The following is a 26,703-nucleotide window of genomic DNA, read 5'->3' as shown; positions in this document are numbered from 1 at the left end:
ATGGAGCAGAGGCATCTCGGCCGTACCGGCCTGCGCGTGTCCCGGATCGGACTCGGCACCCTGACCTGGGGTCGGGACACCGACGAGCATGACGCCGCGGACCAGTTGAAAGCGTTCTGGGAAGCGGGCGGAACCCTCGTCGACACCGCGGACGTATACGGCGACGGAGAGGCCGAGTATCTGCTCGGGCAGCTCATGGAAGGGCTCGTGCCGCGCCGCGACCTGGTCATCTCGACCAAGGCCGGCAGCGTGCCCGACCCCGACCGCCGCGTCGACGGCTCCCGCGGCCACCTTCTCGCCGCCCTCGACGCCTCCCTCGCCCGCCTCGGCACGGACTACGTCGACGTCTGGCACATCCACGCCTACGACCCCGACACACCCCTGGAGGAGACCCTCCAGGCTCTCGACCTCGCCGTCAGCAGCGGACGCGCCCGATACGCCGGCGTCTCCAACTTCTGCGGCTGGCAACTCGCCAAAGCGGCGACCTGGCAGCTCGCGGCACCGGGCATACGTACGCGGCTGTCCAGCACGCAACTCGAGTACTCACTGCTCCAGCGCGGTATCGAACGCGAGGTGCTCCCCGCCGCCCTCGACCTGGGCATCGGGCTCCTCCCCTCTTCGCCGCTCGGACGCGGCGTCCTCACGGGCAAGTACCGCAACTCGACCCCGGCGGACTCCCGCGGCGCCTCGGAACACCTGGCGCCCTTCGTCGCGCCGTACCTCGACGACACGGCGAGCCGCATCGTGGACGCGGTGCAGACCGCCGCGGACGGACTGGCGGTGACCCCGTTGCAGGTGGCGCTCGCCTGGATCCGCGACCGGCCGGGCGTGGTCGCCCCCATCGTCGGCGCGCGCAACGCGCAGCAGCTCACGGCCGCATTGTCAGTGGAGACCCTTAGTCTTCCTGACGAGATCTGCCGGGCGCTCGACGACGTGTCAGCGCCTGTGCACCGCTATCCCGATCACGACTGGAGCACGCTGTGAGCACGGAGCCCGACACCACGGAGGAAGCCGAGCCGGGCACCCCGGGCGCCGCCGAGGAGGCCGCCCAGGACGCGGCGGACGATTCGCCGACCGAAAACGCCGGGACCACTGAGATCACCGAGGCCGGCGCGACCGACCCGACCGGCGCCACTGGCGAAAGCGCCGAGAACGGCGCCGCCGACGCCGCGCAGCCGTCCGAGGCCGAAGCCGAGCTGGCCGCGCAGCGGGAGCTCCGGGAGCGGATCGAGCGGCGCAAGGCCGAGAAGCAGGGGCCGATCGCGAGCGGCACCAAGCTCAGCGGTACGGCCGCCGACCTGCTGGCGGCCGTCCGGGCAGTGGAGAGCGGGGAGAAGCCCGCGGCGGCCGTCGCCTTCCGCACACAGGCGTCCGGGCCCACGGCCCCGACCAGCGCCTCTGCTGCACGCCCCGCAGCCTCTGCCGCCCCTTCCGCCCCACCCGTTCCCGTACGGCAGCCCCAGCCCGCCGCGCCCGGCGCCCGCGACAGCTCGGCCGTTCCCGCGTCACCGGAAGCCGTCGAGGCCGTGCGGGGCGTCCTGGCAGAAGGGGGCGCGCCTGACACGCTCGCCCAGCAGGTCGTCTCGACGCTGGGCGAAGGAGCGGAGGGACAACTGCGCGCCGATCCCTGGCAGTTGCTCCGGGTCCCAGGGGTACGGCCGGAGCAGGCCGACGGGTTCGCGCGGGCACTGCTCGGCGCCGAGTGCGGTCCGGACGACGAGCGGCGGGGCCGGGCGGTCACGGTGTGGCTGCTGGAGCAGGCGGCCCTGGCCGGACACACCGTCCTGGACGCCGCCGCGCTCACCGCCGCGCTCACCCAGCGCGGGGTGCCCGACCCGGACACCGCCGTACAGAGCACGGTCGCGGAGGGCGACGCCCTGGAGTTCCAGGACGCGATCGAGGAAGCCGCAGGGCACACCACCGCGGACAGAGCAGACGACGAGACGGACGAGGCCGACGAAGCCGAGGAACGACCCGTGCGCGTGCTCATCGGGCTGGAGCGGTACGCACTCGCCGAGGAGAGCCTCGCCGACGGGCTGGCCCGAATCGTCAACTCACTCCCCAAGGAAGCGTCCGAGGACTGGGAGTCGTCGGCCGGGTCGTCGGGGTCCGGTTCCGCGGCCGAGTTGATCCGTGCCGTCGCCGCGCACGGGCTCGTGCTGCACACGGGCGGTGACGCGGCGCGCGCCGAACCGGCCGCCCTCGTGGCCGCGGCCCGTTCCCTGGGCCTGCGGGTCTGCACGGCGGCCCACACACGTGACGGCCGCCGCCGCTTCGCGGCACTTCTCCCACCCGAGGACCAGTCCGCCACGGAATCGGACGCGAACTCGGGCGCGGACTCGGACTCGGACTCCGTCGTCACCGTCGCCGGGTTGCTGGCCGGGGCCGAAGGGCCCGGGCGGGACGCGGACGGGGCGTTCGTGCTCGATCTGCTGGTCGTGCTGGACGCGCCTCAGCTCGACGTGGAGAGCGCGGCGATGCTCGTGGAGTCGCTGCCCGACGGGGCCAGGCTGCTGCTGAGCGGTGATCCGGCGGTGCTGTGGTCCGCCGGACCGGGGCGGGTCTTCGCCGATCTGGTCGCCGCGCGCACCTGCCCGCACGTCGTCTCGCGCACGCCGGACCCCGGCCCGATCGGCGAACTCGTCTCGGGCGTATCCGTCGGCGAGCTCACCCAGGTCGAGGCGCCCGGCAAGGAGGTCGTGATCGTCCCCGTGCGGGACGCGGGCGAGGCGGTGCACCGGACCGTGCAGCTCGTCGCGGACTCGGTGCCCAGGGCACTCGGTGTACCGGCGGAGCAGACCCAGGTGATCACCCCGGGGCACGGCGGTGCGGCCGGCACCCGGGCGCTCAACTCCGCCCTCAAGGAGCGGCTGAACCCCGGCCCGGGCCGCTTCGGCGGCTTCGACCCGGGTGACCGGATCGCGTACTCCCCCGCGCCGGGGCGGACGGTGCCGGGGCAGGTCGTCAAGGCCGACGCGGAGGGGCTGCACCTGGAGTGCGGCGGCGCCGCCGTCGTCGTACCGAAGGATCGGGTCGAGGTGACCGTGCGGCACGGGTGGGCGCTCACCGCGCACCAGGCGGTCGGGCTGCACTGGCCGGCCGCTGTCGTGGTGCTGCCCGGGGACGCGGCCCCGTCGCTGACCCGGCCCTGGGTCTACACGGCCTTCGGCCGCGCGGAGCGCCATCTCTCCGTGGTGCACGGCGTGGACCAGGCCCTGCCCCGCGCGGTCGCGGAGGTCCCGGCGAAGGCCCGTACGACGCGGCTGCCGGGTCTGCTCAGAGCCCAGGTGCCGCCGACCGTCTGAGCAGGCAGGCGAACCGGGACGAACGACAGCGGCGGTCATGGGAAGCTCTGTCGCCCATGACCGCCGCTCTCAGGACAACCGATCGCAGGCCTGCTATCGCCGGCGATCGGCGTCCAGTGGTTCCAGGTCCTCGTCCTCGTCCACCACGACGAGGTCGGGATCGAGCTCGTCCTCCAGCAGGTCGTCGTCCTCGACGAGGTCGTCCGCCTCGTCGTCGAAGACCGCGCTGACGTCGAAGCGGCAGACCACCCGCTCGGCGTCGACCTGGTCGAAGGGGGCCTCCAGCCACTCGCCGGGGTCGGCCGACTCGTCCGCGGCCGTCACCCACAGCGTGGAGTCGCCCTCCTCCAGGCCGAACTCCTTGTGCCGGGAGGCGATCTCGTCCGGCTCGAACTCGCCGAACAGAATGCCCAGCGCCCCGTGCACCGTGCCGGAGACATCGGCGGCCGCGCCGTCGCCATCCACGGCTTCCACTCTCTGTGCCTGCGCCAGCAGCCGCTGCGGCTCCACCACGGCGTAGTCGCGGCGGATGAGCACACTCAGCGCGTTCGGCTCCTCGGGGCCCGCGTACGGCGGCAGCGCGTCGTCCGAACCAGGGATCTCGAAGGGGGTGACCTCGTCATAGCGGTCGTAGAGCAGCTCGTCGTACACCTCGGCGGCAGCGGCCAGCTGGTTGAACGCCTCATAGACATCGGGGTCGTCCTCCCCCGACCGGCGTTCGACCGCCGCCAGGTGGCGGTCGAGCGCGGTCTTTACCGCCTCGGCGGCGGCGCGTACCTCGGCAGCGGTGGGCTGCGCAGCATCAGACATAGTGCAGACGCTATCCGTACCGGGCCTCTGCCCGCACAATAGATGCGATGCCGGAATACGAATTTGTCGACGTGTACGTACCGCGCGGGGTCACCCGCAAGGAAGCCACACGTCTCCTCACGGACCATGCCGAGTACGGACACTGGGAGTTGGACCGCCTGAGCCTGCTGCGCGACGGCAGCCGCAGAGTGCGGTTGCGTCGGCGGATCATCCGCCAGGTGCGGGCCACGTGGTGAGATGACCCCGCGGAAACGGAGCGGGCCCCGCGTCTGCGGGGCCCGCTCCGTTCAGCACGCCGCCGGGTGACCGTGCGGCGCATTTCTCCCGTTTTCGTGCGGAATATCCGTACGAGGCTACGCCGAGGGGCGTGCCTTGCGGTAGAGGACGGTGCCCGCGAGCAGCATGCCCGCGCCCACCGGCAGGGCGACGCCCAGCGGCAGGTCACCGCCGGTGTGCGCGAGCTGCGCGGCAGCCCGGGACTGTGGAACGGTCCGTACACCGCTCTGGTCGACGTACGTGGGGCCGGCCGGAAGCGTCACACCGTGCGCCGCACTGGGCGGTGCGAGCGGGGAAGCCGGGGTTCCCGGGTGGTGCGGGGTGACCGGCTGCTGCGGCTTTCCGGGCTGCTCGGGGCCCCTGGGTCCGGCCGGGGGCGGGGTCTCGTGACCGCCACTGGGGGGCGTGCACGGCTCGTCGGTCTCCGGGGGCGGCGCCGGGTGGCCGCCGCCCGCGTGGTCCCCGGTGTTCGAGCAGTCGTTGCCCGCCACCGCGTTGCCGATGCCGATCACGTCGACGGTGTTGCCGCAGAGGTTGACCGGTGCGTCGACCGGCGCCTCCACCTGGTTGCCGGATCCGACGCCCGGCGAGTCGGTGGCGTACCCGCCCGCGTAGGAGCCCTCCCAACCGCTCCAGTCGGCCCAGTCACCGGAGCCGCCGGGGCTGCCCGGGTAGCCGAAGCCACCCGGGGCGCCCGAGTCTCCGTAGCCGCCGTGTCCGCCGCCGTAGCCGCTTTGGTCGCCGTAGCCGCCGTGTCCGCCGGGCGAGCCGTAACCGCCGTATCCGCCGTACCCACCGGACGAGCCGTGGCCTCCCTGGTCGCCATGGCCACCAGGGTTGCCCTGGTTTCCATGACCGCCTTGGTTGCCGTGGTTCCCGTGTCCGCCCGGCGAGCCGTTGCCGCCATCGCCCTTGCCGCCGCCTCCGCCGTTGGCGCACTTGTTGCCAATCGCCGGGTTGAGCAGACCGACGACGCTCACGGTGTTGCCGCAGGCGTTGACCGGCACGTTCACCGGCACGCTCACCGAGTTGCCGGACAGCACACCGGGTGAGTTCGAGGCGACGGCGGTCGCACCCGAGTCGGCGTGCGCCTGGGCGCCGCCGGCGGCGGCCATCACGCCTGTCGCGGCGGCCATGGTCATCAGGCCCTTGCGGGTGACCTCTCGCATTACTGCATCCCTGCCTTCAAATGATGTGTCGTGAACCTTCCGGAACGACCTGTTGGCCCCGGAACGCACGAAGCGTTCCGGGGCCGACAGGCTCAGACTCACTTGGGAGTCAGAACCTCACAAAGCGAGGCGCAGCATCAGTTGTTGACGCAGGTGTTGCCGAAGGCGGGGTTCAGCAGCCCGATCACGGAGATCGTGTTGCCGCAGACGTTCACCGGGATGTGAACGGGAACCTGAACAACGTTGCCGGACAGGACACCCGGGGAGTGCACGGCAGCACCCTGGGCACCCGCATCGGCGACGGCCAGGCCCGCACCCGCGAGAACCAGACCACCAGTGGCAGCCGCAGCGGCGACGACCTTCTTGATCATTATTCCTCCTTGTAGGCAATGCGATCCCGAGTAGCGGACCGCATCACCAATAACGAGGAGGGGGCATTAGGGCTACGACCCTATGAGCGCATTCACTCTTCTCAGTCAGCCACGCACGTGCGGACGATTGTTGGAGTGTCGTTCAATCGGGTAATTCCGGGCGTATTCACGGGCCTTGGGACGCCGGTCGGACCCCAGGAACACCGGCCTACCGCGGATTCAGGATGCCTCGATGAAGCGGTCGAGTACCCGCACCCCGAACTTCAGCGCGTCGACCGGCACCCGTTCGTCAACACCGTGGAACATGCCCGCGAAGTCCAGCTCCGGCGGCAGCTTCAGCGGCGCGAAGCCGAAGCAGCGAATACCGAGATCCGCGAAGGACTTGGCGTCGGTGCCGGCCGAGAGCATGTAGGGCACGGCCCGGGCGATCGGGTCCTCGGCGACCAGCGCGGTCTGCATGGCGTCCACGAGCGCCCCGTCGAAGGAGGTCTCCAGCGCCTTGTCGGCGTGCACGTCCTCGCGCTTCACGTTCGGGCCGAGGATGCGGTCCAGGTCGGCGAGGAACTCCTCCTCGTAGCCCGGCAGGTAACGCGCGTCGACGTGCGCGGTGGCCTGCCCCGGAATGACGTTGACCTTGTAACCGGCGCCCAGCTGGGTCGGGTTGGCGGTGTTCTGCAGCGAGGCGCCGATCAGCTTGGCGATACCGCCGAGCTTGGCGAGCGTCGCGTCCATGTTCTCGGGGTCCAGCTCGGTGCCCAGCGCGTCGCCGAGTTCGTCGAGGAAGTGGCGGAGCGTCTTGGTCACCCGGACGGGGAACTTGTGCCGGCCGAGGCGGCCGACGGCCTCCGACAGTTCGGTGATCGCGTTGTCCTTGTGGATCATCGAACCGTGTCCGGCGGTGCCGTCGACGGTCAGCTTCATCCAGTGCATGCCCTTCTGGGCCGTCTCGACGAGATACAGCCGCAGGTTCTCGTTGACGGTGAAGGAGAACCCGCCGACCTCGCCGATCGCCTCGGTCACGCCCTCGAACAGATCCGGGTGCCGGTCGACGAGGTGCCGCGCGCCCCACGTACCGCCCGCCTCCTCGTCCGCGAGGAAGGCGAGCACGATGTCGCGCGGGGGCTTGCGGCCGGTGCGCAGCCGGTCGCGGACGACCGCGAGGGTCATCGCGTCCATGTCCTTCATGTCGACCGCACCCCGGCCCCACACGCACCCGTCCGCGATCTCGCCCGAGAACGGGTGGTGGGTCCAGTCCGCCGCGTTGGCCGGTACGACGTCGGTGTGGCCGTGGATGAGCAGCGCCGGCCGGGACCGGTCCTCCCCCTCGATACGCGCCACGGTGGACGCGCGCCCCTTGTGCGACTCGAAGATCTGCGGCTCCAGACCCACCTCGGCGAGCTTCTCGGCGACGTACTCGGCGGCCTTGCGTTCGCCCGGTCCCGAGTGGTCGCCGAAATTGCTGGTGTCGATCTGGATGAGTTCGCGGCAGAGGTCCACGACCTCGTCCTCGCCGGTGACGCCCTTGGCCGTATCTTCTGTCCTGCCCGTCCCGCTCACGGTGTTACCTCCCACTGTTCCTGCTGGTGGTCATCCCTCATCCTCCCTCTCCGGCACACCGCGCCCCAAGACCGGACCAGGCCCGTCACACACCGTTCACGCGGCGACAGGGGGTGATCGGCCACCCCGGAAAGCCTGGTAATGTTTCCTTCGTCGCCACGGGGGGAACCCCGCGCGACAGACACCTTGTCCGGGTGGCGGAATGGCAGACGCGCTAGCTTGAGGTGCTAGTGCCCTTTATCGGGCGTGGGGGTTCAAGTCCCCCCTCGGACACTTACTCTCGTCAGTCGCTGAGACCCCACTTGTTGTGGGGTCTTTTGCGTTTCACCAACACCTCGACCGACGTGCCCCTCAGCACCGGACGACAGCTCCAACTCCTCCTGAAACGGCCCGACTCGGGGGAACGCAACGCCACGGTGGCCGTGCTGGCGGCACGCACTCCTGGCCGGGACATCGTGATCGTCGACCGGGATCAGACCGAACGCCGGTACGGTTCCGTGCCGTTGATCCGATACGGATCGAGTTCGACAGCGTGGAGTATCCCGCGCCCGCTCAGCACAGCACCGGCGGCAGCACCGAACCCAAGACGACCCCGGTCGCCCCCGGTGCGATCATCTTCAGCCACGCGTCCAACAAGTGCATCGACGTCGTCGGCGACAAGGGCAAGGACGGCGCCCCGCTGGAGATCTGGTCGCGCAACGGCAAAGCCCAGCAGAAGTGGGTGTTCAAATCCGACGGCATCGTGCGCGCCATGGGCCGTGCATGGACGTCGCCTGGGGCTCCAGCACGGACGGCGCGGTCGTCCAGTTGGCCACGCGCAGCGGCAACCCGGCCCAGCAGTTCATCCTCGCCGGGCCCGACGACCTGGTCAATCCGCAGGCCAACAAGTGCGCCGACGTCAAGGACCAGAAGACGGGCAACGGCACCCGGCTCCAACTGTGGACGTGCAACGGCCAGGACAACCAGAAATGGACCGCTCGCTGACCTGTTAGCCGTTTTTCGCTGGGTGTGGGCGATATCTCGTCCGCTCGCGCGACCATGAAGATCACCAGGTCAGGGCGTCGGCCACCCAGCCGGTACTCCCGGCGGGCCCCCCTTGCGGCGCTCTCACCTGGCAGAAGCACTACCACGACCCTAGGCTCGTACTAAAATTTCCGGCTTGTTACGGAACGGAGCTGGAGCCGGACAACCCCAGGCATACCTGCGGGCCCCGCCAGCGACCCGGAGGTTTCCGGGAACGAGACGCGAGGACTGATGGCAGCCATACACGAGAGCAGTGCTCTCGGTCTGCTCGAAGAAGAGATCCGCGAGCGGTTCGGCGACACGGCACGTTTCTCCGCGGGGCCCGCCGCCTCGCCGCGCACGCTCGTCGACGTTTTCGACGCCGCCGTACGTTCGTACCCGAACGAGCCCGCCCTCGACGACGGCACCACCGCGCTCACCTACCGGGCGCTGGCCACCGAGGTCGAGGCCCTACGGCGTCTGCTGAGCGCCGCTGGTGTCGGGCTCGGGGACCGTGTCGGGGTCCGGGTGCCGTCCGGCACCAATGAGCTGTACGTCGCGATCCTGGCCGTCCTCGCCGCCGGTGCCGCCTACGTTCCCGTCGACGCCGAGGACCCGGACGAGCGGGCCGAGCTGGTGTTCGGGGAGGCGGAGGTACGGGCCGTCGTCGGGGCCGGGTACGAGATCACCGTTCCCGGCGCCCGCAGTGAGCTGCCCGCGCGGCGGCCGGGCGTCGAGCACGACGCGTGGATCATCTTCACCTCCGGCTCCACCGGTAAGCCCAAGGGCGTCGCCGTCAGCCATCGCAGCGCCGCCGCCTTCGTGGACGCCGAGGCCGCGCTGTTCCTCACCGACGATCCTGTGGGGCCCGGCGACCGGGTCATGGCGGGGCTCTCCGTGGCCTTCGACGCCTCCTGCGAGGAGATGTGGCTGGCCTGGCGCTACGGGGCCTGTCTGGTGCCCGTACCGCGCTCCCAGGTCCGTAGCGGGGCCGATCTGGGGCCCTGGCTGGTGGAGCAGGAGATCTCCGTGGTCTCCACCGTGCCGACGCTGGCCGCGCTGTGGGAGCCCGAGACCCTCAACGACGTACGGCTGTTGATCTTCGGTGGGGAGGCCTGTCCGCCCGAGCTGGTGCAGCGGCTGGTGACGGAGGGGCGCGAGGTGTGGAACACCTACGGGCCCACCGAGGCCACCGTCGTCGCCTGCGCCTCCCTGATGACCGGGGAGGAGCCCATTCGGATCGGACTGCCCCTCAACGGCTGGGAGCTCGCCGTCGTCGACGAGGCCGGGGAGCCCGTCGCCATGGGCGGCAGTGGCCAGCTGGTGATCGGTGGCGTCGGTCTCGCGCGGTATCTCGACGCGGAGAAGGACGCCGAGAAGTACGCGCCCCTCGAATCCCTCGGGTGGGAGCGCGCCTATCGCAGCGGCGATCTCGTCAAGGCCGAGCCGGAGGGGCTGATCTTCCTCGGGCGGGCCGACGAGCAGATCAAGCTCGGCGGGCGGCGTATCGAGCTGGGCGAGGTCGACTCGGCGCTCCAGGCGCTGCCCGGTGTCGCGGGTGCCGCCGCCGCCGTACGGACCGCCCGCAGCGGCAACCAGCTGCTCGTCGGGTATGTCGTGACGCAGGAGGGGTGGGACCAGGTCACCGCCGTCGAGCGACTGCGCGCCGAGCTGCCCGCCGCCCTGGTGCCGCTGCTCGCGCCGGTCGCCGACCTGCCGACGCGCACGTCCGGCAAGGTCGACCGCAACGCCCTGCCCTGGCCGCTGGAGGGCTTCGAGACCGGTCCCGCCGCCGAGCTGTACGGCACCGAGGCCTGGCTCGCCGAGCAGTGGAGCGAGGTCCTCGGCATCCCCGTGGGCAGCGCGGACGACGACTTCTTCGCGATCGGCGGCAGCAGTCTCGCCGCCGCCCTGCTGACCACGAAGCTGCGGACCCGCTACGCGAGCGCAGCCGTCCTCGACATCTACCAGCAGCCCGTGCTGCGCAAGCTCGCCCGGCATCTGGAGGAGTCCGCGCAGGACGACACCGGCGGACGGGTCATCGCGCCGGTTCCCCTGCGCGCCAAGGCCGTTCAGCTTCTGCTGCTGATCCCCCTGTTCACGCTGCTCGGGCTCCGGTGGGCGGTCGCGCTGGCCGCCGCCGGGAACGTACTGCACTGGTTCGGGGCCTATCCGTGGGCGCCGACCACGTCGTGGTGGGCGGTGGCCGCTGGGGCGGCTGTGCTCTTCTCCCCGCCCGGGCGGCTCGCCCTCGCCGCCGGTGGGGCGCGGCTGCTGCTGCGCGGTGTGAAGCCGGGACGGTATCCGCGCGGTGGCAGTGTGCATCTGCGGCTGTGGGCCGCCGAGCGGCTCGCCGAGTTCAGCGGGGCGACCTCGCTGACCGGGGCGTGGCTGGAGCGGTACGCGCGGGCGCTGGGCGGCAAGGTCGGCGCGGACGTCGATCTGCACTCGCTGCCGCCGGTCACCGGCATGCTCAAGCTGGGGCGTGGCGCGGCCGTCGAGTCCGAGGTGGATCTGTCGGGGCACTGGCTGGACGGGGACCGACTGGAGATCGGGCAGGTCAAGGTGGGGGCCGACGCTGTCGTCGGGACGCGCAGCCTGCTCTTCCCGGGGGCGCGCGTCGGCAAGCGGGCCGAGGTGGCGCCGGGTTCGGCCGTCGTCGGGACGGTGCCGACCGGGCAGCGCTGGGCCGGAGCGCCGGCCGTCAAGCTCGGCAAGGCCAAGCGGAACTGGCCCAAGGAACGTCCGCAGCGCGGGCGGGCCTGGCGGGCGATGTACGGCATCACCGGGTTCGCGCTGAGTGCGCTGCCGGTGGTCGCGGGTGCGGTCGCGCTGCTGGTCGTGGGCGTGTTCGTCGACCCGGAGGCCGGGCTCGGAACCGCCCTGCGGGGCGTCGCGCTCGCGCTGGTGCCGGCCACGCTGGCGTTCGGTCTCGCATACGCGCTGGTGCTGCTGATCGCCGTACGGCTGCTGAGTCTGCGGCTGCGCGAGGGTACGCATCCCACGCACAGCCGGATCGGGTGGCAGGCCTGGACGGTCACGCAGCTCATGGACCGCTCCCGCGAGACGCTGTTCCCGCTGTACGCCGGACTGATCACGCCGGTGTGGCTGCGGCTGTTGGGGATGCGGATCGGGCGCGGCGCCGAGGTGTCGACCGTGCTGGCGCTGCCGAGCCTGACAACCGTCGGCGAGGGCGCCTTCCTGGCCGACGACACGCTGACCGCGCCGTACGAGCTCGGTGGCGGCTGGTTGCGGATCGGGCGGGCGGAGATCGGGCGGCGGGCCTTCCTGGGCAACTCCGGGATGACCGCGCCGGGCCGGTCGGTGCCCGACGGAGGGCTGGTCGGGGTCCTCTCGGCCACCCCGAAGAAGGCCAAGAAGGGCAGCTCCTACCTGGGGCTGCCGCCGATGAAGCTGCCCCGGTCCGCGACGGGCGGCGACCAGAGCCGTACGTACGATCCGCCCGCCCATCTGCTGTGGGCGCGGGCGCTGGTCGAGCTGTTCCGGATCGTGCCGGTGTTCTGCTCGGCGGGGCTGGCCGTGCTGACGGTCGCCGCGTTCAGTGTGCTCGGAGGGTGGTTCTGGCTGGCCGGCGGGCTGGTGCTGCTCGCTGTCGGGGCTCTCGCCTGTCTGCTGTCCATCGTCGCCAAGTGGGTGCTCGTGGGGCGCCACCGCGCCGGTGAGCATCCGCTGTGGAGCGGGTTCGTATGGCGCAACGAGCTGGCGGACACCTTCGTCGAGGTCGTCGCCGTGCCGTGGCTCGTGGGTTCCGTGCCGGGTACGCCGGTGATGTCGGCGTGGCTGCGGGGGCTCGGCGCGCACATCGGCAAGGGGGTCTGGGTGGAGAGCTACTGGCTGCCCGAGACCGACCTGGTGACCCTGGGGGACGCGGCCACCGTGAACCGGGGATGCGTGCTCCAGACACACCTCTTCCACGACCGGATCTTGCGGACGGATACTGTGGTCCTCCGTGAGGGCGCGACGCTGGGTCCTGGCGGGATCGTCCTGCCCGGCTCCACGGTCGGGGCCCGGTCCACTCTGGGTCCCGCGTCGCTGGTCATGGCGGCGGAGTCCGTTCCCGACGACACCCGCTGGCTGGGCAACCCGATCGAGTCATGGCGTCCCTGAAAGCGGTGGGCGCGGCTCGTTCGGGTACCGGAGCGGGGTGGGTTCATCTCCGGCACCACGTACGAGCACATCGCAGGGAGCAGACTCAGCAGTGAGCGTTCAGCAGACAGTGGGTTCGGACCCGTACTTTCCGGCCAACGGTGACGCCCGTTACCGGGTGCACCGGTACGAACTCGCGCTGGACTACCGCCCCGGCCCGAACCGGCTGGCGGGCACGGCCCGTATCAACGCCATTGCGGGCCGGTCCCCGCTGGCCGAATTCCAGCTGAACCTGGGCGACTTCAAGATCGGCCGGGTACGGGTGGACGGCAAGGCGGCGCACTACACGCACCGGGGCGGCCGACTGCGCATCCGCCCCGCGAAGCCACTGCGCGCCGGGGCCGCGTTCACCGTCGAGGTGCACTGGGCGGGCAACCCCAAGCCGGTCAGCAGCCCCTGGGGCGAGATCGGCTGGGAGGAGCTGGAGGACGGGGCGCTGGTGGCGAGCCAGCCGGTCGGGGCGCCGTCCTGGTACCCGTGCAACGACCGGCCCGCCGACAAGGCGTCCTACCAGATCTCGATCACCACGCCGTCCGCGTACTCGGTGGTGGCGGGCGGGCGGCTGCTGACCCGGACGACCAAGGCGTCGACCACCACGTGGGTGTACGAGCAGTCCGCGCCGACGTCGAGCTATCTGGTGGGACTTTCGATCGGGAAGTACCAGACCGTGCTGCTCGGCGACCCGGGGCTGGGCGGTGTTCCCCAACACGGTCATATTCCGGCGGAGTTGCTCACCGAGTTCTCCCGGGACTTCGCACGCCAGCCCGCCATGATGGAGCTGTTCCAGGAGCTGTTCGGGCCGTATCCGTTCGGCGAGTACGCGGTCGTGGTGACCGAGGAGGAACTCGATGTGCCCGTCGAGGCACAGGGGTTGTCGCTCTTCGGCGCCAACCATGTGGATGGTGCCCGGAGTTCGGAACGGCTCGTCGCGCACGAGCTGGCCCACCAGTGGTTCGGCAACAGTGTGTCCATCGCGGACTGGCGGCACATCTGGCTGAACGAGGGGTTCGCCAAGTATGCGGAGTGGTTGTGGTCGGAGCGGTCCGGGGGGCGCAGCGCGCAGCAACTCGCCGCGGTCGCGCATCGGTTGCTGTCGGGACGGCCGCAGGATCTGCGGCTTGCCGATCCCGGGCGCAAGTTGATGTTCGACGACCGGTTGTATCAGCGGGGTGGGCTGACCGTGCATGCGGTGCGGTGCGCTTTGGGTGACGAGGCGTTCTTTCGGATGTTGCGGGGGTGGGCGGGGCTGCATCGGGGCGGGTCGGTGAGTACGGCTACGTTCACGGCGTATGTGGGGCGGTTCGCAGCGGAGCCGTTGGACGAGTTGTTCACTGCGTGGCTTTATGAGGGGGCGTTGCCTTCGTTGCCGTCCCCGGCGATGGGAGGGCCGCGTTTGCCTGCGCGGCCCTCTTATCCGCCGTCTTCCAGTGCGTAGTGGGTATGTGCGGGTGCGCTGTGGCTTGTCGCGCAGTTCCCCGCGCCCCTATAGGGGCGCGTCCGCTCGCCGTTGCTCTAGAACGCCCCCGTGGGTGCAGTAAAAAATCAGCTGCTCGGGACCTTTAGTTTGTCCCAGCTGGTTTTGCCCGGGATTCCGTCCGCGTCCTTGCCCTTGTAGTTGAGCTTTTGTTGCCAGGCGGCGTAGGACTTGCGGTCGGCCTCGGTCCATTCGGGGCCGGGGCCGTTCTCGTAGCGGCCGCAGCCCTCGGCGACCAGGCGGCGGCCCATGCGGGTGATCAGCGGGGACTTCTGGCCGACGTGGAAGAAGCCGGCTCCGGGGAACGCCGCGTAGGACGGCTTGGGCGGTGTCGGGGTGGGCTCGGTGTCCTTGCCGCCGCCTCCGCCACCTGCCAGGCGTTCGCGGATGCGGGCCCGCATGCTGTCCATCGTGAAGCCGCGTGGGTCCACCTTGCCCGGCTGCCACTCCTTGTGGCCTATGACCGAGCGCTCGCTCCAGCCGTGGTGGCGGCAGATCGCGGCGGACACCTTCTCGATGGCCTCCTTCTGCGCCTCGGGCCAGGGATCCGTGCCATTGCCCAGGTTGATGCACTCGAAGCCGTAGAAGTGGCGGTTGCCGTCCGTGTCGGCCTCGTTGTCGACGGGCAGCTTCGACTCGTTGATCACGGCGCGCAGGACGTCGTTGTCGCCGAGGCCCGCATGGTTGGCGCGGCCGTTGCCGACGAGGTGGATGTGGCCCTGCTTGTCGATGACACCGTGGCAGAGGGGGCCGGGCAGGTTGGCGTGGCCGTCGTAGCAGAGGGCGACGGAGTTGTTCGTGCCGGAGGTGACGGTGTGGTGGATCATCACACCGTTGACCGGACCCCAGGGGCCCTTCGAATTGCGGTTGTGGGTGCGCCAGTTGCGGACCTCGTGGACCGTCAGGCCCTCCGCGCGCAGAAGCTCCAGCAGCTTGGACGCACTGAGCGGCTTCGCCATTACTTGTCTCCGTCCACTGCTGCCTCCGCTTCCGCGGTGGTCTGGGACCTCCCGTGGGAGGGGTCGGCGTCTGCCGTCTGTTCCTCGCGGCGCGCCTGGGCCTCCGCCGCGAGGGCCGCCTCGTCGGCGGCCGGGATGCTGCTCGCCGCCCACCCGAAGGCGCGGCGCAGGTCCACCGTGCTGCCCTCGCCCTTGACCAGGGCCAGCGGGGCGAAGGAGCGCACGATGCCCGCGGGCGCCTGCAGGAGGGGGCGTCGGGCCTGGTCGACCGGCCATTCGACGCTGCCGGTGGCGGTGCGGGCGGGGACGAGCCAGTGGTCGCCGGTGGTGTAGGCGGCGCCCTTGGCGAAGTAGACCTCGATGCCGTCCTCCAGTGGTAGCCACTCCCCCTCTGTCACCGGTACGGCTCCGTTACGGAGGGCTGTCGTGCGGCCCCTGCGCTTGGGGCCCTCGTGGTGGTCCCAGCGGCGGAGGAACGGGTTCAGACCGGGGAGGCGGCCCACGCCTGGTTCCGGTTCGGCGGAGAGGCGGACCCGGCGGCCGGGGAGGTCCAGCTCCTCGACTCGCAGGAGGGGCAGGGGTTCCAGGCGGGAGGAGTACGCGGTGTCGGTGAACTCGACGCGGTCGCCGACGTCCAGATCGAGCTTGTCGTCGTGACCGAGGGACGCCAACTGCACCCACGTACCGTCGAGTTCGTCGACCGGGAAGACGACGGAGCCGTTCTCGCGGGACCACTTGAAGGTGGCGTCCTTGGGCTCGCCTCCGTCGTGGATCTCGACGCGGTAGAGCTGGTTCTCGAGGCCGCGGTAGCGGGCGTCGGGCTTGACCAGGCAGGGGTCCTCGTCGGCGTGGTCGGGGCGTTCGCTGCGGGCGGCGAGGCGGGCCGTGGGGGTGGACTGCTTCAGCGCCCACCGGTCGAAGGCGGCGCTGACCACCGCCTTGGACGGCTCGCTCTCCTCGATGTCCAGCGCGGCCAGCGACAGCGGCAGCACCTGCCAGACGACCTTCACCCGGGCCGCGGTGTCGGGCAGGGCCGCGCCGAGGGCGACCTCGCGCAGCGCCGGGTCCTCGGCGGCCGTCACCGAGCGCTCCCACACCTTCAGGTAGACGAGGAACGGCGACTGGGCGGGCGAGGGCAGCCGGTCGCCGGGCTTCTCCGGGTCGCGGAAGCCGTCGGGCTGGTCCCAGTAGGTCCAGTACGCGGGTGGCTGGTCGCTGTCCGGTTCCTGGGCGTGTGCGTCGTGGGGTTCCTCGTCGTCCACCGGTACGGGGGTGCCGGGGGCCGTGCGGTTCGCGTCGAGGAGGATGCCGTCGACGTAGTACCGGCCGCCGTGGATGTACAGGGTGTCGATGTCGTGCCGGCCGCCCACGTACTCGACGCGGAAGCCGGCCGAGCCGCGCGGCCCGCCGTGCGGTCCGATCAGGTCGGCGGCGAGGGTACGGGCCTGGTGGAGCTGTATCGCGGCCTGTTCGTTGGCGTCGGCGTCGAGCTGGACGCGGCCCTGCTGGGCAATGACCGCGGAGTAGTGGCGGTCGGGGCGGAAGGTGAGTCGGGAGAGATCGGCGTGCATGAAGGGGGTCCCCCAGGGTCGTCAAGTGTGCGGGTTCGCAGGGTCGTTGGCGGGTGCCTCAGGGCGGGGCCGAGGCTGCGGCTCAGGTCACGAAGAAGATCCCCGCGTCCGTTCCGGCGGGCGTGTACTCCGCGAGCCGGGCGCGCAGGCCGTCCTCGCGCTGCGGGCGGTACAGGTCGTGGAAGGCGCCCAGTTCGGCGCCGTCGTCGGCGCCGCGCCGGATCTCCTCGGCCGTACGATCGGCCAACTGCCCGTACCAGGGCGTCCCGTAGCGCTGCGATGTGAACAACGGCCTTACGCGTGCCGCCTGTTCACGTCCGACCAGGTCGGGCTGGCAGCGGTGCCGGCGCGGTGTACGGGACCCGGTGGGGACGTACGAGTAGCGCAGGCAGCCGATGCCGCGGCGGGCCACGTGCAGCCGGCCGGTGAAGACCGAGTTCTCGGCGATGCGCACGGCGTGGGTGTGGATCTCGCCGATGACGGTGGTGCGGTGGAGGTGCAGTACGGCGTGCGCGTGGCGGCAGTCGGGGGCGGAGAGGGCCTCGCGGCCGTCGTCGGTGGCGTCGAGGACGCTGTCACGGAGGTGAATGTCGAGGGGGTCCTCGCCGACCTCGTCGCCGATGACTTCGATGGTGCCGAGGATGCTGTGCTCGATCTGCAGGCAGGCGGTGGTGCGTTCGAGGACAATGCTCGGTTCGTCGGGCGAGTGCGGGTCGCACTCCGGTTCCAGCGACCAGCCGGGGACGAGCGTGGAGTGCCGTAGGACGACCGCGCCCATCGGGCCGGTGACGTTGATGCCCCGGCCGGCGACGAGGAGTCCGTCGAGGGTGATCCTGGGGCGCTCGTGCGGGGCGCAGTCGTCCGCCACGGCACGGATGTTGAGGGCGTCGGGGCGGTTGCTGTACCAGTCGAGGAGGCGGATCACCGGGCGGGTGCCTTCGGCGGCGCGCAGTTCGAGGCGGTCGCCGGGGTCGAGGTCGAAGTCCAGCTGCTCCTGGTAGGCGCCGCTGTGGGTGATCTCGATGATGCCCTCGGGGCCGGTGCGGTCCGCCCGGCGGTCGTGCTGCCAGGCGCGGTAGGCGTCCATGATCTGGCGGTACGGCTGTCCGGGGCCGACCCGGTAGAAGTCGGCGTCGGGACGGGCTTCGCGGTCGGCCCGCTCGTACTCGCCGCCGCCCATGTCGGCGGCGAACGCGTAGTGGTGGTCGACCCAGACGCCCTGCCGGGGTGCGGAGCGGGCGCCGAACGCGATCCGGCCCAGCTCGGGATCGACGGCGACCTGGCCGCGCTTGGGGCGGTAGCGCCAGTCGGTCAGGTCGGTGACCACGATGTCGGACGGGGGTACGGGCTTGTCCTCGCCGTCGCGCCGGATCACGAAGCTCTTGCCCGGGCCGTAGTAGTCGGCGAGGCGGTCGTGGAGCAGACGGCGGGTGATGAAGGCGGGCACGTTGTCGACGGCGGCCAGGTGTGTGGGCGACGGCTCCGGGACCGGCTTGGTGACCAGGGGGCTGTCGTTGCCGAGGATCGAGAAGGTGTAGAGGTTGCGGGCGCGGTCGATGCAGTAGGCGGGTGAGCGGGTCAGCGAGTACGCCTTGAGCCGCCAGACGAAGAGACCGACTCCGGCGGGGGTCCGACCGCCTTGCCTGCGACGGGAGTTGGCGCTGCGGACGTCGACGGTGCGGGCCGCCGTGTCGAAGGGGCCGCCGGCGAGGGCGAGCGCGGAGCTGTTGCGGAGGTCGAGGAGACGGCCCCTTCCCGTGTCCCGGTGGAGCTTCACGGGCTGGTTGTGGGCGACCAGGCGCGACAGCTCGACGGCACGCGCGGGCCAGTCGGCGACCTGCTCGGAGATCTCCTCCAGGAGGTGCAGGGTGCCCTTGCGGCGGCGGGCCGCGACGGTGGCCGCCACGTCGGCGCGCGGGGCGATCGCCTCGGCGAGCGCGGCCTTGCCGCCGTCGTGCAGGCCGGTGGTGAGGACGCGCTCGTAGCCGGGGAGGGTGCGGTAGCCGACCAGGTCACCAAGGTAGGGCAGCACCCAGGGTGCCGCCGTCTCGACGAACAGGTCCTCGTAGCCCTGCTCCACGCCGTCGCGCACCCGGTCGAGTTGCTCGGCGATCACCGCGAGCAGGGCGCGCAGCGGTTCGCCTTCCTCGGCGTCGCGCAGGAGGTGCCAGCGGGGCAGAAGGGCGGCGAGGCCGTCGGGCTCCCGGGCCGCCGACCCGGCTGTGGTCTCGAACTGGACATCCGTCGAATTCGCGGCCATCACTTGACCTCCGTGAGTATCAGGGTGTCCGCGGCGCGCGGGGACAGCAGGGCGAGCTGGGCGGCACGGATGCCGCGGAAGACGTACACCGTCCGGCCCTTGGCGAGGCGCCGGGTGTCGGTGATGTCGGGGTTGAGGCGCAGGAGTTCGGCGAGCGGGACGCCGTAACGGGCGCAGACCGACGACAGCGTCTCGCCGTGCGCGTTCCGTACGGTGTGGGTCTTCTCCTCGTACGTCGCCGGGTTCGCCGGCACCGAGGGCCTCGGCGTGCCCGGGTGGGCGAGCAGCTCGGTGAGCTGGTCAGGGGTGGCGGAGGCGGGCACGCCGGTGAAGACGTCGACGTCGATGTAGTCGACGCCGGGCACGGTGTGGGCCGTGGCGAGGACCTCGGACAGGCGGGCCGGGCGGCCCAACTCCCGTCCCTCGAAGCCGAGTCGGCGCAGAAGTGCCTGCCGCAGGCGTGGCTCGACGAGTTCCCAGGCGTGGTCGGGAGCGACCTTGACCCTGGCCGCGACGAGGAGGAGAACGAGTTCGCGGACGTCCACGCGGACGGGGAGGTTCGGGTCGCCGTACTCGGTGAGGGCACCGCGCAGTGCACGCAGGATGTCCGAATCGTCGGCGATGGGTACGTCGTCCGTGCCTGCGACTGTGACATGCAGCAACCGCCGCCGTCCGTCGAAGAGTTCACGTGTGGCGGCGCGGCCGATGCCGGCGCGGGAGCGGGCGAAGTCCTCGTAGTCGGTGTCGGACACCAGGCGGTCCAGCGCCGACACGGCGAGCGGGACGGTACTGCGGGTCAGGCCGGGCCCGTCCGCGTCCGAACCGCCGGTAGCGGGGCGGGGGTTGGTGACCTGGCTGACGCCGAGCGGCCGGGTGAGGGGCTGGGTGATCCGGTTGGCGGCGGTGTTGGCGGCCTTCCCGGTGCCGAAGCGGTAGCGGGCGCGGACGTTCTCGTGGCCGGTGGGCAGCCGGGCGCCGTTGACGCCGTCGCCGAAGGTCACCGTCGTACGGCCGCCGGAGGTGGTGCCGGTGATGTAGACGCGGTCGCGGGGGCCGCGTCCGGCGAGGCTGTCGACCTCGTGCCAGCGCAGACCGTCGACGCGGAGCTCCAGCACAGGAGTCGCGCCGAGGGGGTTGTCGTCGGCGAGCCAGGTGAGCGGGGACTGCCAGAGCACGAAGGTCTGGTTGACGCGGTCGGAGTCGCCGCTGCCGATGGCCTCGTCGCGCCCCTCACCGTGCGTCGCCTCGACGACGTTGCCGAGGATGCGGACGGTCGCGCGGTGGTAGCGGTGGGCGAGGTCGGTAGTCAGGGTGAGCCGGGTGTGGACATGGTCGCCGGGGAGTTGGGGATCGACGGCCGGGTCGGCGGCGGCGAGGGCGACCTCGGTGGCCTGGACGCCGGCCGTGCCGGGGATGTCGGTGCGTTCGCCGGTGACGATCAGGGTGCGGCCGGGACGCAACCCGTCGTACAGCTCGGCGAGTTCGATCTCGTTGCCGTGCACGTCCTCGCCGAGGGGTTCGTCGGCCAGGCGCAGGGGTTCGCCGGCCGCGTGGACGGTGGTGTCGCGGATGTGCGAGAGGAGGACGTCGAACTCGTCCAACCAGGGGTCGGCGAGGGTGAGTTCGGTTCCTCGGCCGGTGATGCCGTAGTTGGTGTAGGCGGCCGTACGGGCGGCGATCACCTGCGTGGTGACGAAGGCGAGCTTCGGGTCGCCGGGGACCTTGCCCTCAACTCCCTTGGCGGGGCGCTGGATCGCGACCCAGCTGCCGACCGTGATGCCGGTGTGCACGGTGTCGAGCTGGAGGACACGGTGGTTGACGGGCTGGGGCTTGCTCGCGATGACCACCTCCACATTGGGCTCGGCGGAGCCCAGCGTGTAGCGCAGGCTCACCTCGTACTCCCCGTGGGTGAACTGCTCGCTGACGCCCGGCCGCAGGGAGATCTCCTGGGTGGTGCCGTTGTGGATGCCGACATGGACCAGGCCCTCGTCGTCGGGCCGCGACACGAACAGCGTGCGCTCCGGCAGCCCCGAGTGCAGACGGGCGGTGACCCCGGGGTCCTGGGAGTCGGCGGGACGGCGGGTGAGCCAGCTCAGGTCGCGGTCCTGGCCCGCGCGTACGGACAGGTCGACCTGCCCGGTGCCCAGCGGGAACGTGACGAACTGCGGGACGGGCAGGTTCTCGGCCCGCTGGTCGGAGCTGCTGCCCTCGACGTACTGGAACTCCGCCCGGACCGGAACCTTGCCCGCTGTGTCGTAGACGACGCGCATGCTGGTGAGTGCGGCGCCCGTGAGCGGCCAGTCGGCGGTGCGGATGACCCGGCCCCGGTCGTCCTGGACCGGCTTGAGCGGGGCGGCGGCGCCGAAGGGGGACGTGGTGACGCGCAGCGCGAGGACTTCGCGGAGGAGTTGTGGCGTGCTCGGGACGGCGGTGCGCCAGGCCGGATAGAGGCTGCCGAGGCCGGGGTTGAGGGCGGAGAGAAGCCGAGCGGTGTCCCCACCAGGTCGCCGGGTGCGCGGGGTGGCAGGGCCGGGCGTCGAGGCGCGGAGGGCGGGCAGGACAGCAGCCAGCGCCTGAAAGGCGGCGGTGCGGGAGGCGCCCTGAAGGGGCGTGGGGAACGGCGCGACCAGCCCGGACGGCGCAGCACCCGCCCGACCATCGACTGCGGCACTCACCTCCGCACTCTGCGCCGGTGCCAACCCGAGTGCACGCTCAGCCAGTTCGCCAAGCACCGCCTCCAACTGCTCGAACCACGCCGCGACATCGTCGTACGGCGTCGCGAGGACCTGCGCCTCGCCCAGTCGGTCGACAGGCTCGGCGAGCCGGGCCGCCAGCTGCTCGGGCGTCTTCACGCCGTCCAGGTCGGTACGGAGCGGGGCGAGAACCTGGTCGTCGAAGTCCTCGATCAGCCGGCTCACCGGACGCGGGTTGGGGACCTCGGGGGTCGGCGGTTCGTCGCCGGGCTCACCCGGGGTCGCGGGCTCCGCGGTCCAGAGGCGGACCTCGTCGACGAGCTCCTTGAGCGTGGGCGGGGCCGACTTGGGCAAGGTGATTGCCGTGATGTCGTCGTCCCGGTCGATGCGTGTCCTGGCGACGGGCAGCAGCTTGCGCTCTCCGCCCGCCTGTTCACCGAAGACGAAGAGCAACTGGTCGCCGGTCCGGAGGGAGTTCGCGGTGCCTTCGACGAAGAGTTCGGAGCGGGTTTCCAGATCCTGCGGGGTGAGGAGGGAGGGGCGCCGGCGGCGGACCTTCAGCTCGTTCCAGTCCCAGCGGGCCGTGAGGTCACGGCTCGTCTCGAAGGTCTGGGACTGCTCGTCGGTGGACGCCGGAACGCTGTTGCTGCGGGCCCCGCGCGGGATCAGCACGGGCAACGTCTCGGCGCGCGGGTCGCGTTCGAGGGTGTACGCGAGATGGGTGGCGGCGGCGACTCCGGGGCGCGGCCGGTGGCCGACGAGGCGCCCGAGCAGGACGAGTGAGCGGTGCTCGTTTGCCGTACGGAGGTAGGCCTCGTCGGCGATCCGCTCGGAGTGGAAGGTGAGCAGGTCGCCAAGGACTGCGGTGGCGTCGAGCAGGCCGATCGCCGGGTCGTCCGGGGTGCGGACGGTGAGACCTCCTCCAGCCTTCGGCCGGGGGGACCCCCATTTCGCTTCGCTCAGGGCCGGGTACGCGGGTGAGGCGAGCCGGTCGAGGAGGGCGGCCCGGAAGCTGCCGTACTCGCCGACGCGGTAGTCGAGGGCGGTGCGGCCGGGCGGGTTGTGGAGCGGGGCCGGGGCGAGCCGCTCGTCGTGGCCGGTGCGGCAGGCGCCGCCGCAGGTGCAGTCGTCGGCGAAGTCCGCGTCCTGGACAGACGTGTCGGTGGTCATCGGGCACCTCCCAGAGGCGTCAGGGATATCGCCAGGAGGCCGTTCTCCGGCCGGTCCGGGTCGTTGTCGCAGGTCGCGATCTCCAGCGGGCCGAGCCGCAGCACGCCGTCCTCCCTCTCTCCTCGGTCCTGCTCGAACAGCCGCCGCAGCCTGGTCACTTGGACGCTTTCCACTCCGGGTACGGCGGCGGCGACGGCGACCAGGCGGCTGAGCCGGACCGGCTCACCGAAGGTCAGTGCGTCCGGGTGGAAGAAGCCGAGCCTGCCGTCGGGCAGTCGGCCGGTGCCGAGTACGCGGTACAACTCGGCGAGGATCTGTCCGTGTTGGTGGCCGGGCGCGGCGCACACGGTCAGCGCGAGGTCCAGCGGTACGTGCCGGGCGGCGCCGACGACGAGGTCGTGGCCGATGCGCCGGTACGCCTCCAGGGCCTGGGCGACCGACGTGAGCAGTTCGGGCGGGGGTGCGCCGGTGCCGTACGCGTCGATCGCGACGTGGGCTTCCTGGGTGCTGCCGGTCCAGCGGATCTCGGCGGCGGCGCGCTGGACGCCGGGGAGGGCGTTCGTAAGGGCCGTGTAGTCGTCGGCGGTGACCGCGCGCAGCCGGGTGCGGCGCAGGTCCAGGGGGGCCAACTGGCGTACCTGTTCGATGGGTTCGGGTTCCGTGCCGCCGGAGGCGGGCAGCGGGTTGCGGACGACGGCGACCGGCGGCGGCTCGCGATCCCCTTGTGTTTCCTGGTAGTTGACGACCAGATGGTTGATGGCCTCGGCGCCCACGTTGCCCGCGATGCCGCCGCCGAGGCGGTAGCGGGCTGCCAGGCGGGTTCCCGGGACGGGACGGGCACCGTGCCTGCCGTCGCCGAAGCGGAGCGCCAGGCGTCCGTCGTCCTCCAGCTCGCCGACGAAGTGCCGGTCGCGGGAGCCACTGGAGAGCAGATCGCGGCGCGGGAGCCAGGTGTGGTCGTCCCCCTGTCCCTGGAGTCGTACGGCGGGCAGGGCGCGGCGCGGGTCCTGGGTGAGGGCGGCGGTCGCGGAGCCGCGTAGTACGGGCTCGTCGGGATGGAGGCCGGCCGCGTACGCCGGGCCCCAACTGTGCGCGATCTCCCAGGCGATGTGCCCGTCGAGGACACTGCCGGCGCGGGCCCGGGCCGTGAGGATCTCGGCGCGGCGCAGCTTGCCGTCGAGCAACTCGTCGTTCCGGAACAGGAGTTCACGCAGGGCGCGCACGGGGTGGAGACGGAGTTCGAATCGCTCCAGCACCTTCAGGCCGTACACGACGGCGAGTTCGGCGATCTCCTCTTCGGCGAGCCCGTCGCGGTCGCGGGCGCTGCGCCACAGTTCGACCAGGCGCTGCCGTACCCGCCCGGGGATGGCAGCGATCCGCTCGGCCTGGCCCGCGGCGACGGTCGCCGGGTCGGGGAACGGTACCGCCTGGGTGATCGGGGTCCGCCCGAGGACCGGCCGGAAGCGGGGTGCGATACCGGGGTAGGTGGACTGTGCGAGCAGGGTGCGCAGGGCGGCGGCCTGGGCGTACGCCGTGCCGGGGACCACTCGCTCGTGACGCTGTCCGGCACGTTCGAGGCCGAGTCCGGCGCGGTTGGCGGCGGCTTCGCCGAGTACGTCGAACAGCTCGCGGACATCGTCCGCCGTCAGCGCTTCCCCGCTCTCCGCCTTGTCCGCGAGCGAGTTGACGAGTCGGGCGGGCGCGTTGCCCTCGGTGCGGTCGGAGCAGCCGAACGCGGGAGGGTCGCAGGGGGCGACGACGGCGGGGACGGGCGGCACGGTGAACGTCTCGGGGAGTCCGTCGCCCGGCAGGGAGCGGCCGTGGTCGACGAGGACGACGTTGCCACGGGCCAGGGTGACGTCCTCGACGGGCAGGCAGTCGCGTCCGCCGCGGGTGGTGAGGCACAGCGGGAAGCGGAGGGCGTCCTCGGCGGCCCAGGTGACCTCCAGGACCGGCTGGTCCTCGATGCGGTCGAGGCCGGGGGTGACGGAGGTGAGGCGGACGGCCTGACGGTGGGCGGGGTCGGCGTCGCCGGGGGTGCCGGTGCGCGGGCCCTTCACCTCCTCCAGGACGAGCAGGTCACCGGGCCTGAGGTCGAGTCGGCGGTCCCGGCAGGTCTCGGCGTCCTGCCACTCGTCGCGCAGGGTGGCGGCGGTGGCGCCCTTCGGCAGCGCGCGCACCTCGCCGCCCCAGGTCCACAGCCGGATCGCGTTGTGGGCGACCCGCAGCTCCAACTGATCGGCGGCCAGGACCGGTTCGAATACCTCCACCGAGCCGCGCTCGTCGAGGTCGGCGAGATCGTGGTCGTCGACGACGGTGCCGGGCTCGGGCCGGTCGTGCGGGTCGAGGCTGCGCACGTCGACGGAGGCGAAGCGGAAGCTTCCGGGGGCGAGCGTGTGGTCACCGGCGGTCTGGACGGTGACGTACGCCCGGGCCGTGCACCCGTCGTGCATCGCGTAGTCGATGAGCCGGACGTGTCGGCGTACGGAGACCCGGCGCCGGGCGGTGTCGAGGTAGGCCTCGGTGGCGACCGCGTCCTGCTGGTAGCTGATCTGGTCGCCGGTGTACGCGAGGAGTTCGACGAGGGCCATGCCCAGGTCGGCGGGGCTGCGTTCGACCCAGTCGGGCGTGGTGAGCGCGAGCCGGTCCAGGAGGAGCTTGCGGATCGTGTCGTAGTCGCGGGCCGTGTAGTCGACGACGGGCGCGTCCGGGAAGCCGTCCTCCGAACCTCCCCCATCCCCGTCTTCCTTGCAGTCGAAGGGAGTTGGGCAGTCGGGCCGGAAGGAGAAGAAGGCGCTGTGGTAGCGCTGGTCGAAGCCCCGGTAGGGCTGGGTGCCCGGACGGTCGTACGGGTCGGTCTCGACGAGGGAGAGGCGGTAGCGGGAGGTGTCGCCGGCCTTGTCGAGGGTGACGTACAGAAGGTCGTCGAGCTCCGGGTCCTCCTCGCGCTCGACGCTCACATCGACGGCGGTGATGCCGGTGACGCGCCGGCCGCCGTCGATGCGGATGTTCTCGGGGCACAGGCCGTGGGGGGCCTTGCCGAGGAAGGTGACGGTGAGCAGCAGTCCGTCGTCACCGACCTCGACGGCGTCGACTCCGTTGAGCTGAGCGGCCCTTACCTTGGCGCGCCGGGGTGTGGTCGATCCGGTGGTGCTCATGCGGCCCGCCCTTCGAAGACGTCGTCGCGTCGGGTGCCGGTGGCGCGTACGACGTACGAGAGATGCACGCGTACGACGTTGTCCTCGCCGAACACATCGAGGGCCAGTACGTCGATGAGGTCGCCGAGCCAGCGCTGGAGCGAGGCCTGCACGGAGAGTTCGAGCGTGCTGATCAGCTCGGGGCTGCTGGGCGCGAAGACCAGGTCGAGAAGTCCGCAGCCGAAGTCGGGGCGCATCACGCGCTCGCCGGGGCTGGTGAAGAGGAGCTGCTCGACCAGGTCGTGGACGTGCTCGGCGTGCCGGGCGTGCGCGGTGCGGCCACGGCGGTCGGCGCGGAAGGGGAAGGCGATGTCGCTGCGGGGGTGGGGGGCCCGGTTCAGGGCACCGGGATCGGTCGGGCGGCTCATCGGACGGTGACCTTTCGCTGCGCGGCCTGGACGACGGGCGGTCCCTGCGGGACGAAGGCCGACGTGAAGCACTGGGCCGCGGAGGTGTCGAGCAGCACGGGCGCGCCGTCGACCAGGACGCCGGTGCTGTCGGCGGTCCAGCGGACCGAGACGCAGGGCGTGGGCACACCGTCGACGGTGTGCGGGCAGCCGGTGACGACGGTGTGGGCGTGCGCGGCCGTGACGGCGGCGGCGCCCGCGACCCGAATGCCGCCGGTGGGTGTGGTGGCGGCGCTGACACGACCGCCGTGCGGGCAGCCGATCACGGCGCTCGCATCGAGCAGACTCCCGGACACTTTTCCTCGTCCCCCGTCT

The 26,703-nt window shown here is 71.6% G+C and carries 18 protein-coding genes and 1 tRNA gene; 7 read left to right on the top strand and 12 right to left on the bottom strand.

Translation table 11 applies throughout. The features are described 5' to 3' along the window. Together OG734_RS39270 and OG734_RS39265 are read left to right on the top strand one after the other, a co-directional pair. On the top strand, nt 1–984 hold the full coding sequence (locus OG734_RS39270; RefSeq protein WP_330292170.1) for an aldo/keto reductase: 984 nt from the start codon (nt 1–3) through the stop codon (nt 982–984). Then, nucleotides 981–3,305: a helix-hairpin-helix domain-containing protein gene (locus tag OG734_RS39265; RefSeq protein WP_330292169.1), complete on the top strand. Its 2,325-nt coding sequence runs from the start codon at nt 981–983 to the stop codon at nt 3,303–3,305. The genes OG734_RS39270 and OG734_RS39265 overlap by 4 nt, the downstream gene beginning before the upstream one ends. A 93-nt stretch (nt 3,306–3,398) precedes the next feature. On the opposite strand, the gene OG734_RS39260 is transcribed toward OG734_RS39265, so the two are convergent. Then, nucleotides 3,399–4,115, bottom strand: a complete 717-nt coding sequence (locus tag OG734_RS39260) for a hypothetical protein (protein WP_330292168.1) — start codon at nt 4,113–4,115, stop codon at nt 3,399–3,401. Nucleotides 4,116–4,162: 47 nt separating this feature from the next. On the opposite strand from OG734_RS39260, the gene OG734_RS39255 reads away from it, so the two are divergent. Continuing rightward, complete coding sequence (locus OG734_RS39255) at nt 4,163–4,351, top strand: DUF5703 family protein (RefSeq protein WP_018549191.1); 189 nt, start codon at nt 4,163–4,165, stop codon at nt 4,349–4,351. A 117-nt stretch (nt 4,352–4,468) separates the two neighbouring features. Here the strand turns inward: OG734_RS39255 and OG734_RS39250 are convergent, their stop codons facing one another. The 3 genes from OG734_RS39250 to OG734_RS39240 form a co-directional block, all read right to left on the bottom strand. Next, the gene (locus OG734_RS39250) at nt 4,469–5,560 is read right to left on the bottom strand and encodes a chaplin (RefSeq protein ID WP_330292167.1); all 1,092 of its coding nucleotides are present in this window, start codon (nt 5,558–5,560) and stop codon (nt 4,469–4,471) included. A gap of 137 nt (nt 5,561–5,697) precedes the next feature. After that, a complete protein-coding gene (gene chpH / locus OG734_RS39245) occupies nt 5,698–5,931 on the bottom strand; it encodes a chaplin ChpH (RefSeq protein ID WP_006375137.1) in 234 nt (77 codons plus the stop codon). Nucleotides 5,932–6,150: 219 nt separating this feature from the next. Next, complete coding sequence (locus OG734_RS39240) at nt 6,151–7,488, bottom strand: M20/M25/M40 family metallo-hydrolase (protein WP_330292166.1); 1,338 nt, start codon at nt 7,486–7,488, stop codon at nt 6,151–6,153. 188 nt (nt 7,489–7,676) lie between these two features. Here OG734_RS39240 and OG734_RS39235 point away from each other — a divergent pair. Beyond that, nucleotides 7,677–7,761, top strand: a tRNA-Leu gene (locus tag OG734_RS39235). Between the two features lie 279 nt (nt 7,762–8,040). Here the strand turns inward: OG734_RS39235 and OG734_RS48150 are convergent. Then, nucleotides 8,041–8,241, bottom strand: coding sequence for a hypothetical protein (locus tag OG734_RS48150; protein WP_443064999.1), 201 nt, complete (start codon nt 8,239–8,241; stop codon nt 8,041–8,043). A gap of 9 nt (nt 8,242–8,250) precedes the next feature. On the opposite strand from OG734_RS48150, the gene OG734_RS48145 reads away from it, so the two are divergent. The 3 genes from OG734_RS48145 to OG734_RS39220 all read left to right on the top strand — a co-directional run bounded on the left by OG734_RS48145 (nt 8,251) and on the right by OG734_RS39220 (nt 14,092). Next, the gene (locus OG734_RS48145; protein WP_443064998.1) at nt 8,251–8,472 is read left to right on the top strand and encodes an RICIN domain-containing protein; all 222 of its coding nucleotides are present in this window, start codon (nt 8,251–8,253) and stop codon (nt 8,470–8,472) included. A 270-nt stretch (nt 8,473–8,742) separates the two neighbouring features. Continuing rightward, nucleotides 8,743–12,618: a Pls/PosA family non-ribosomal peptide synthetase gene (locus tag OG734_RS39225; protein ID WP_330292165.1), complete on the top strand. Its 3,876-nt coding sequence runs from the start codon at nt 8,743–8,745 to the stop codon at nt 12,616–12,618. Nucleotides 12,619–12,709: 91 nt separating this feature from the next. Then, nucleotides 12,710–14,092 carry a M1 family metallopeptidase gene (locus OG734_RS39220; protein ID WP_330292164.1) on the top strand — a complete coding sequence of 461 codons (1,383 nt, stop codon included), beginning with the start codon at nt 12,710–12,712 and terminating at the stop codon, nt 14,090–14,092. 107 nt (nt 14,093–14,199) lie between these two features. Here OG734_RS39220 and OG734_RS39215 read toward each other — a convergent pair whose 3' ends face one another. The 7 genes from OG734_RS39215 to OG734_RS39185 form a co-directional block, all read right to left on the bottom strand. Then, on the bottom strand, nt 14,200–15,090 hold the full coding sequence (locus tag OG734_RS39215) for a peptidoglycan-binding protein (protein WP_330292163.1): 891 nt from the start codon (nt 15,088–15,090) through the stop codon (nt 14,200–14,202). Continuing rightward, entirely contained in the window at nt 15,090–16,661 is a 1,572-nt protein-coding gene (locus OG734_RS39210; protein WP_330292162.1) for a DUF6519 domain-containing protein, read from the bottom strand. The genes OG734_RS39215 and OG734_RS39210 overlap by 1 nt, the downstream gene beginning before the upstream one ends. A gap of 82 nt (nt 16,662–16,743) precedes the next feature. Continuing rightward, nucleotides 16,744–18,921, bottom strand: a complete 2,178-nt coding sequence (locus OG734_RS39205) for a hypothetical protein (protein WP_330292161.1) — start codon at nt 18,919–18,921, stop codon at nt 16,744–16,746. Continuing rightward, a complete protein-coding gene (locus tag OG734_RS39200; RefSeq protein ID WP_330292160.1) occupies nt 18,921–22,784 on the bottom strand; it encodes a putative baseplate assembly protein in 3,864 nt (1,287 codons plus the stop codon). Before OG734_RS39200 ends, OG734_RS39205 begins: the two co-directional genes overlap by 1 nt. Next, nucleotides 22,781–25,942, bottom strand: coding sequence for a putative baseplate assembly protein (locus tag OG734_RS39195; RefSeq protein ID WP_330292159.1), 3,162 nt, complete (start codon nt 25,940–25,942; stop codon nt 22,781–22,783). Before OG734_RS39195 ends, OG734_RS39200 begins: the two co-directional genes overlap by 4 nt. Further along, nucleotides 25,939–26,349: a GPW/gp25 family protein gene (locus tag OG734_RS39190; RefSeq protein WP_330292158.1), complete on the bottom strand. Its 411-nt coding sequence runs from the start codon at nt 26,347–26,349 to the stop codon at nt 25,939–25,941. The genes OG734_RS39195 and OG734_RS39190 overlap by 4 nt, the downstream gene beginning before the upstream one ends. Further along, nucleotides 26,346–26,684, bottom strand: a complete 339-nt coding sequence (locus tag OG734_RS39185) for a hypothetical protein (protein ID WP_330292157.1) — start codon at nt 26,682–26,684, stop codon at nt 26,346–26,348. Before OG734_RS39185 ends, OG734_RS39190 begins: the two co-directional genes overlap by 4 nt. Nucleotides 26,685–26,703: the final 19 nt, after the last annotated feature.

Source organism: Streptomyces sp. NBC_00576, assembly GCF_036345175.1.
Lineage (GTDB): Bacteria > Actinomycetota > Actinomycetes > Streptomycetales > Streptomycetaceae > Streptomyces.
This window is presented reverse-complemented; position numbering and strand designations above follow the sequence as displayed.

What these genes read in the sequence shown, in the direction of transcription:
- OG734_RS39205 (WP_330292161.1), bottom strand. Translation starts at nt 18,921, where the DNA reads ATGGCCGCGAATTCGACGGATGTCCAGTTCGAGACCACAGCCGGGTCG.
- OG734_RS39210 (WP_330292162.1), bottom strand. Translation starts at nt 16,661, where the DNA reads ATGCACGCCGATCTCTCCCGACTCACCTTCCGCCCCGACCGCCACTAC.
- OG734_RS39270 (WP_330292170.1), top strand. Translation starts at nt 1, where the DNA reads ATGGAGCAGAGGCATCTCGGCCGTACCGGCCTGCGCGTGTCCCGGATC.
- chpH (WP_006375137.1), bottom strand. Translation starts at nt 5,931, where the DNA reads ATGATCAAGAAGGTCGTCGCCGCTGCGGCTGCCACTGGTGGTCTGGTT.
- OG734_RS48145 (WP_443064998.1), top strand. Translation starts at nt 8,251, where the DNA reads ATGGACGTCGCCTGGGGCTCCAGCACGGACGGCGCGGTCGTCCAGTTG.
- OG734_RS39200 (WP_330292160.1), bottom strand. Translation starts at nt 22,784, where the DNA reads ATGACCACCGACACGTCTGTCCAGGACGCGGACTTCGCCGACGACTGC.
- OG734_RS39195 (WP_330292159.1), bottom strand. Translation starts at nt 25,942, where the DNA reads ATGAGCACCACCGGATCGACCACACCCCGGCGCGCCAAGGTAAGGGCC.
- OG734_RS39260 (WP_330292168.1), bottom strand. Translation starts at nt 4,115, where the DNA reads ATGTCTGATGCTGCGCAGCCCACCGCTGCCGAGGTACGCGCCGCCGCC.
- OG734_RS48150 (WP_443064999.1), bottom strand. Translation starts at nt 8,241, where the DNA reads ATGGCGCGCACGATGCCGTCGGATTTGAACACCCACTTCTGCTGGGCT.
- OG734_RS39190 (WP_330292158.1), bottom strand. Translation starts at nt 26,349, where the DNA reads ATGAGCCGCCCGACCGATCCCGGTGCCCTGAACCGGGCCCCCCACCCC.
- OG734_RS39250 (WP_330292167.1), bottom strand. Translation starts at nt 5,560, where the DNA reads ATGCGAGAGGTCACCCGCAAGGGCCTGATGACCATGGCCGCCGCGACA.
- OG734_RS39225 (WP_330292165.1), top strand. Translation starts at nt 8,743, where the DNA reads ATGGCAGCCATACACGAGAGCAGTGCTCTCGGTCTGCTCGAAGAAGAG.
- OG734_RS39255 (WP_018549191.1), top strand. Translation starts at nt 4,163, where the DNA reads ATGCCGGAATACGAATTTGTCGACGTGTACGTACCGCGCGGGGTCACC.
- OG734_RS39215 (WP_330292163.1), bottom strand. Translation starts at nt 15,090, where the DNA reads ATGGCGAAGCCGCTCAGTGCGTCCAAGCTGCTGGAGCTTCTGCGCGCG.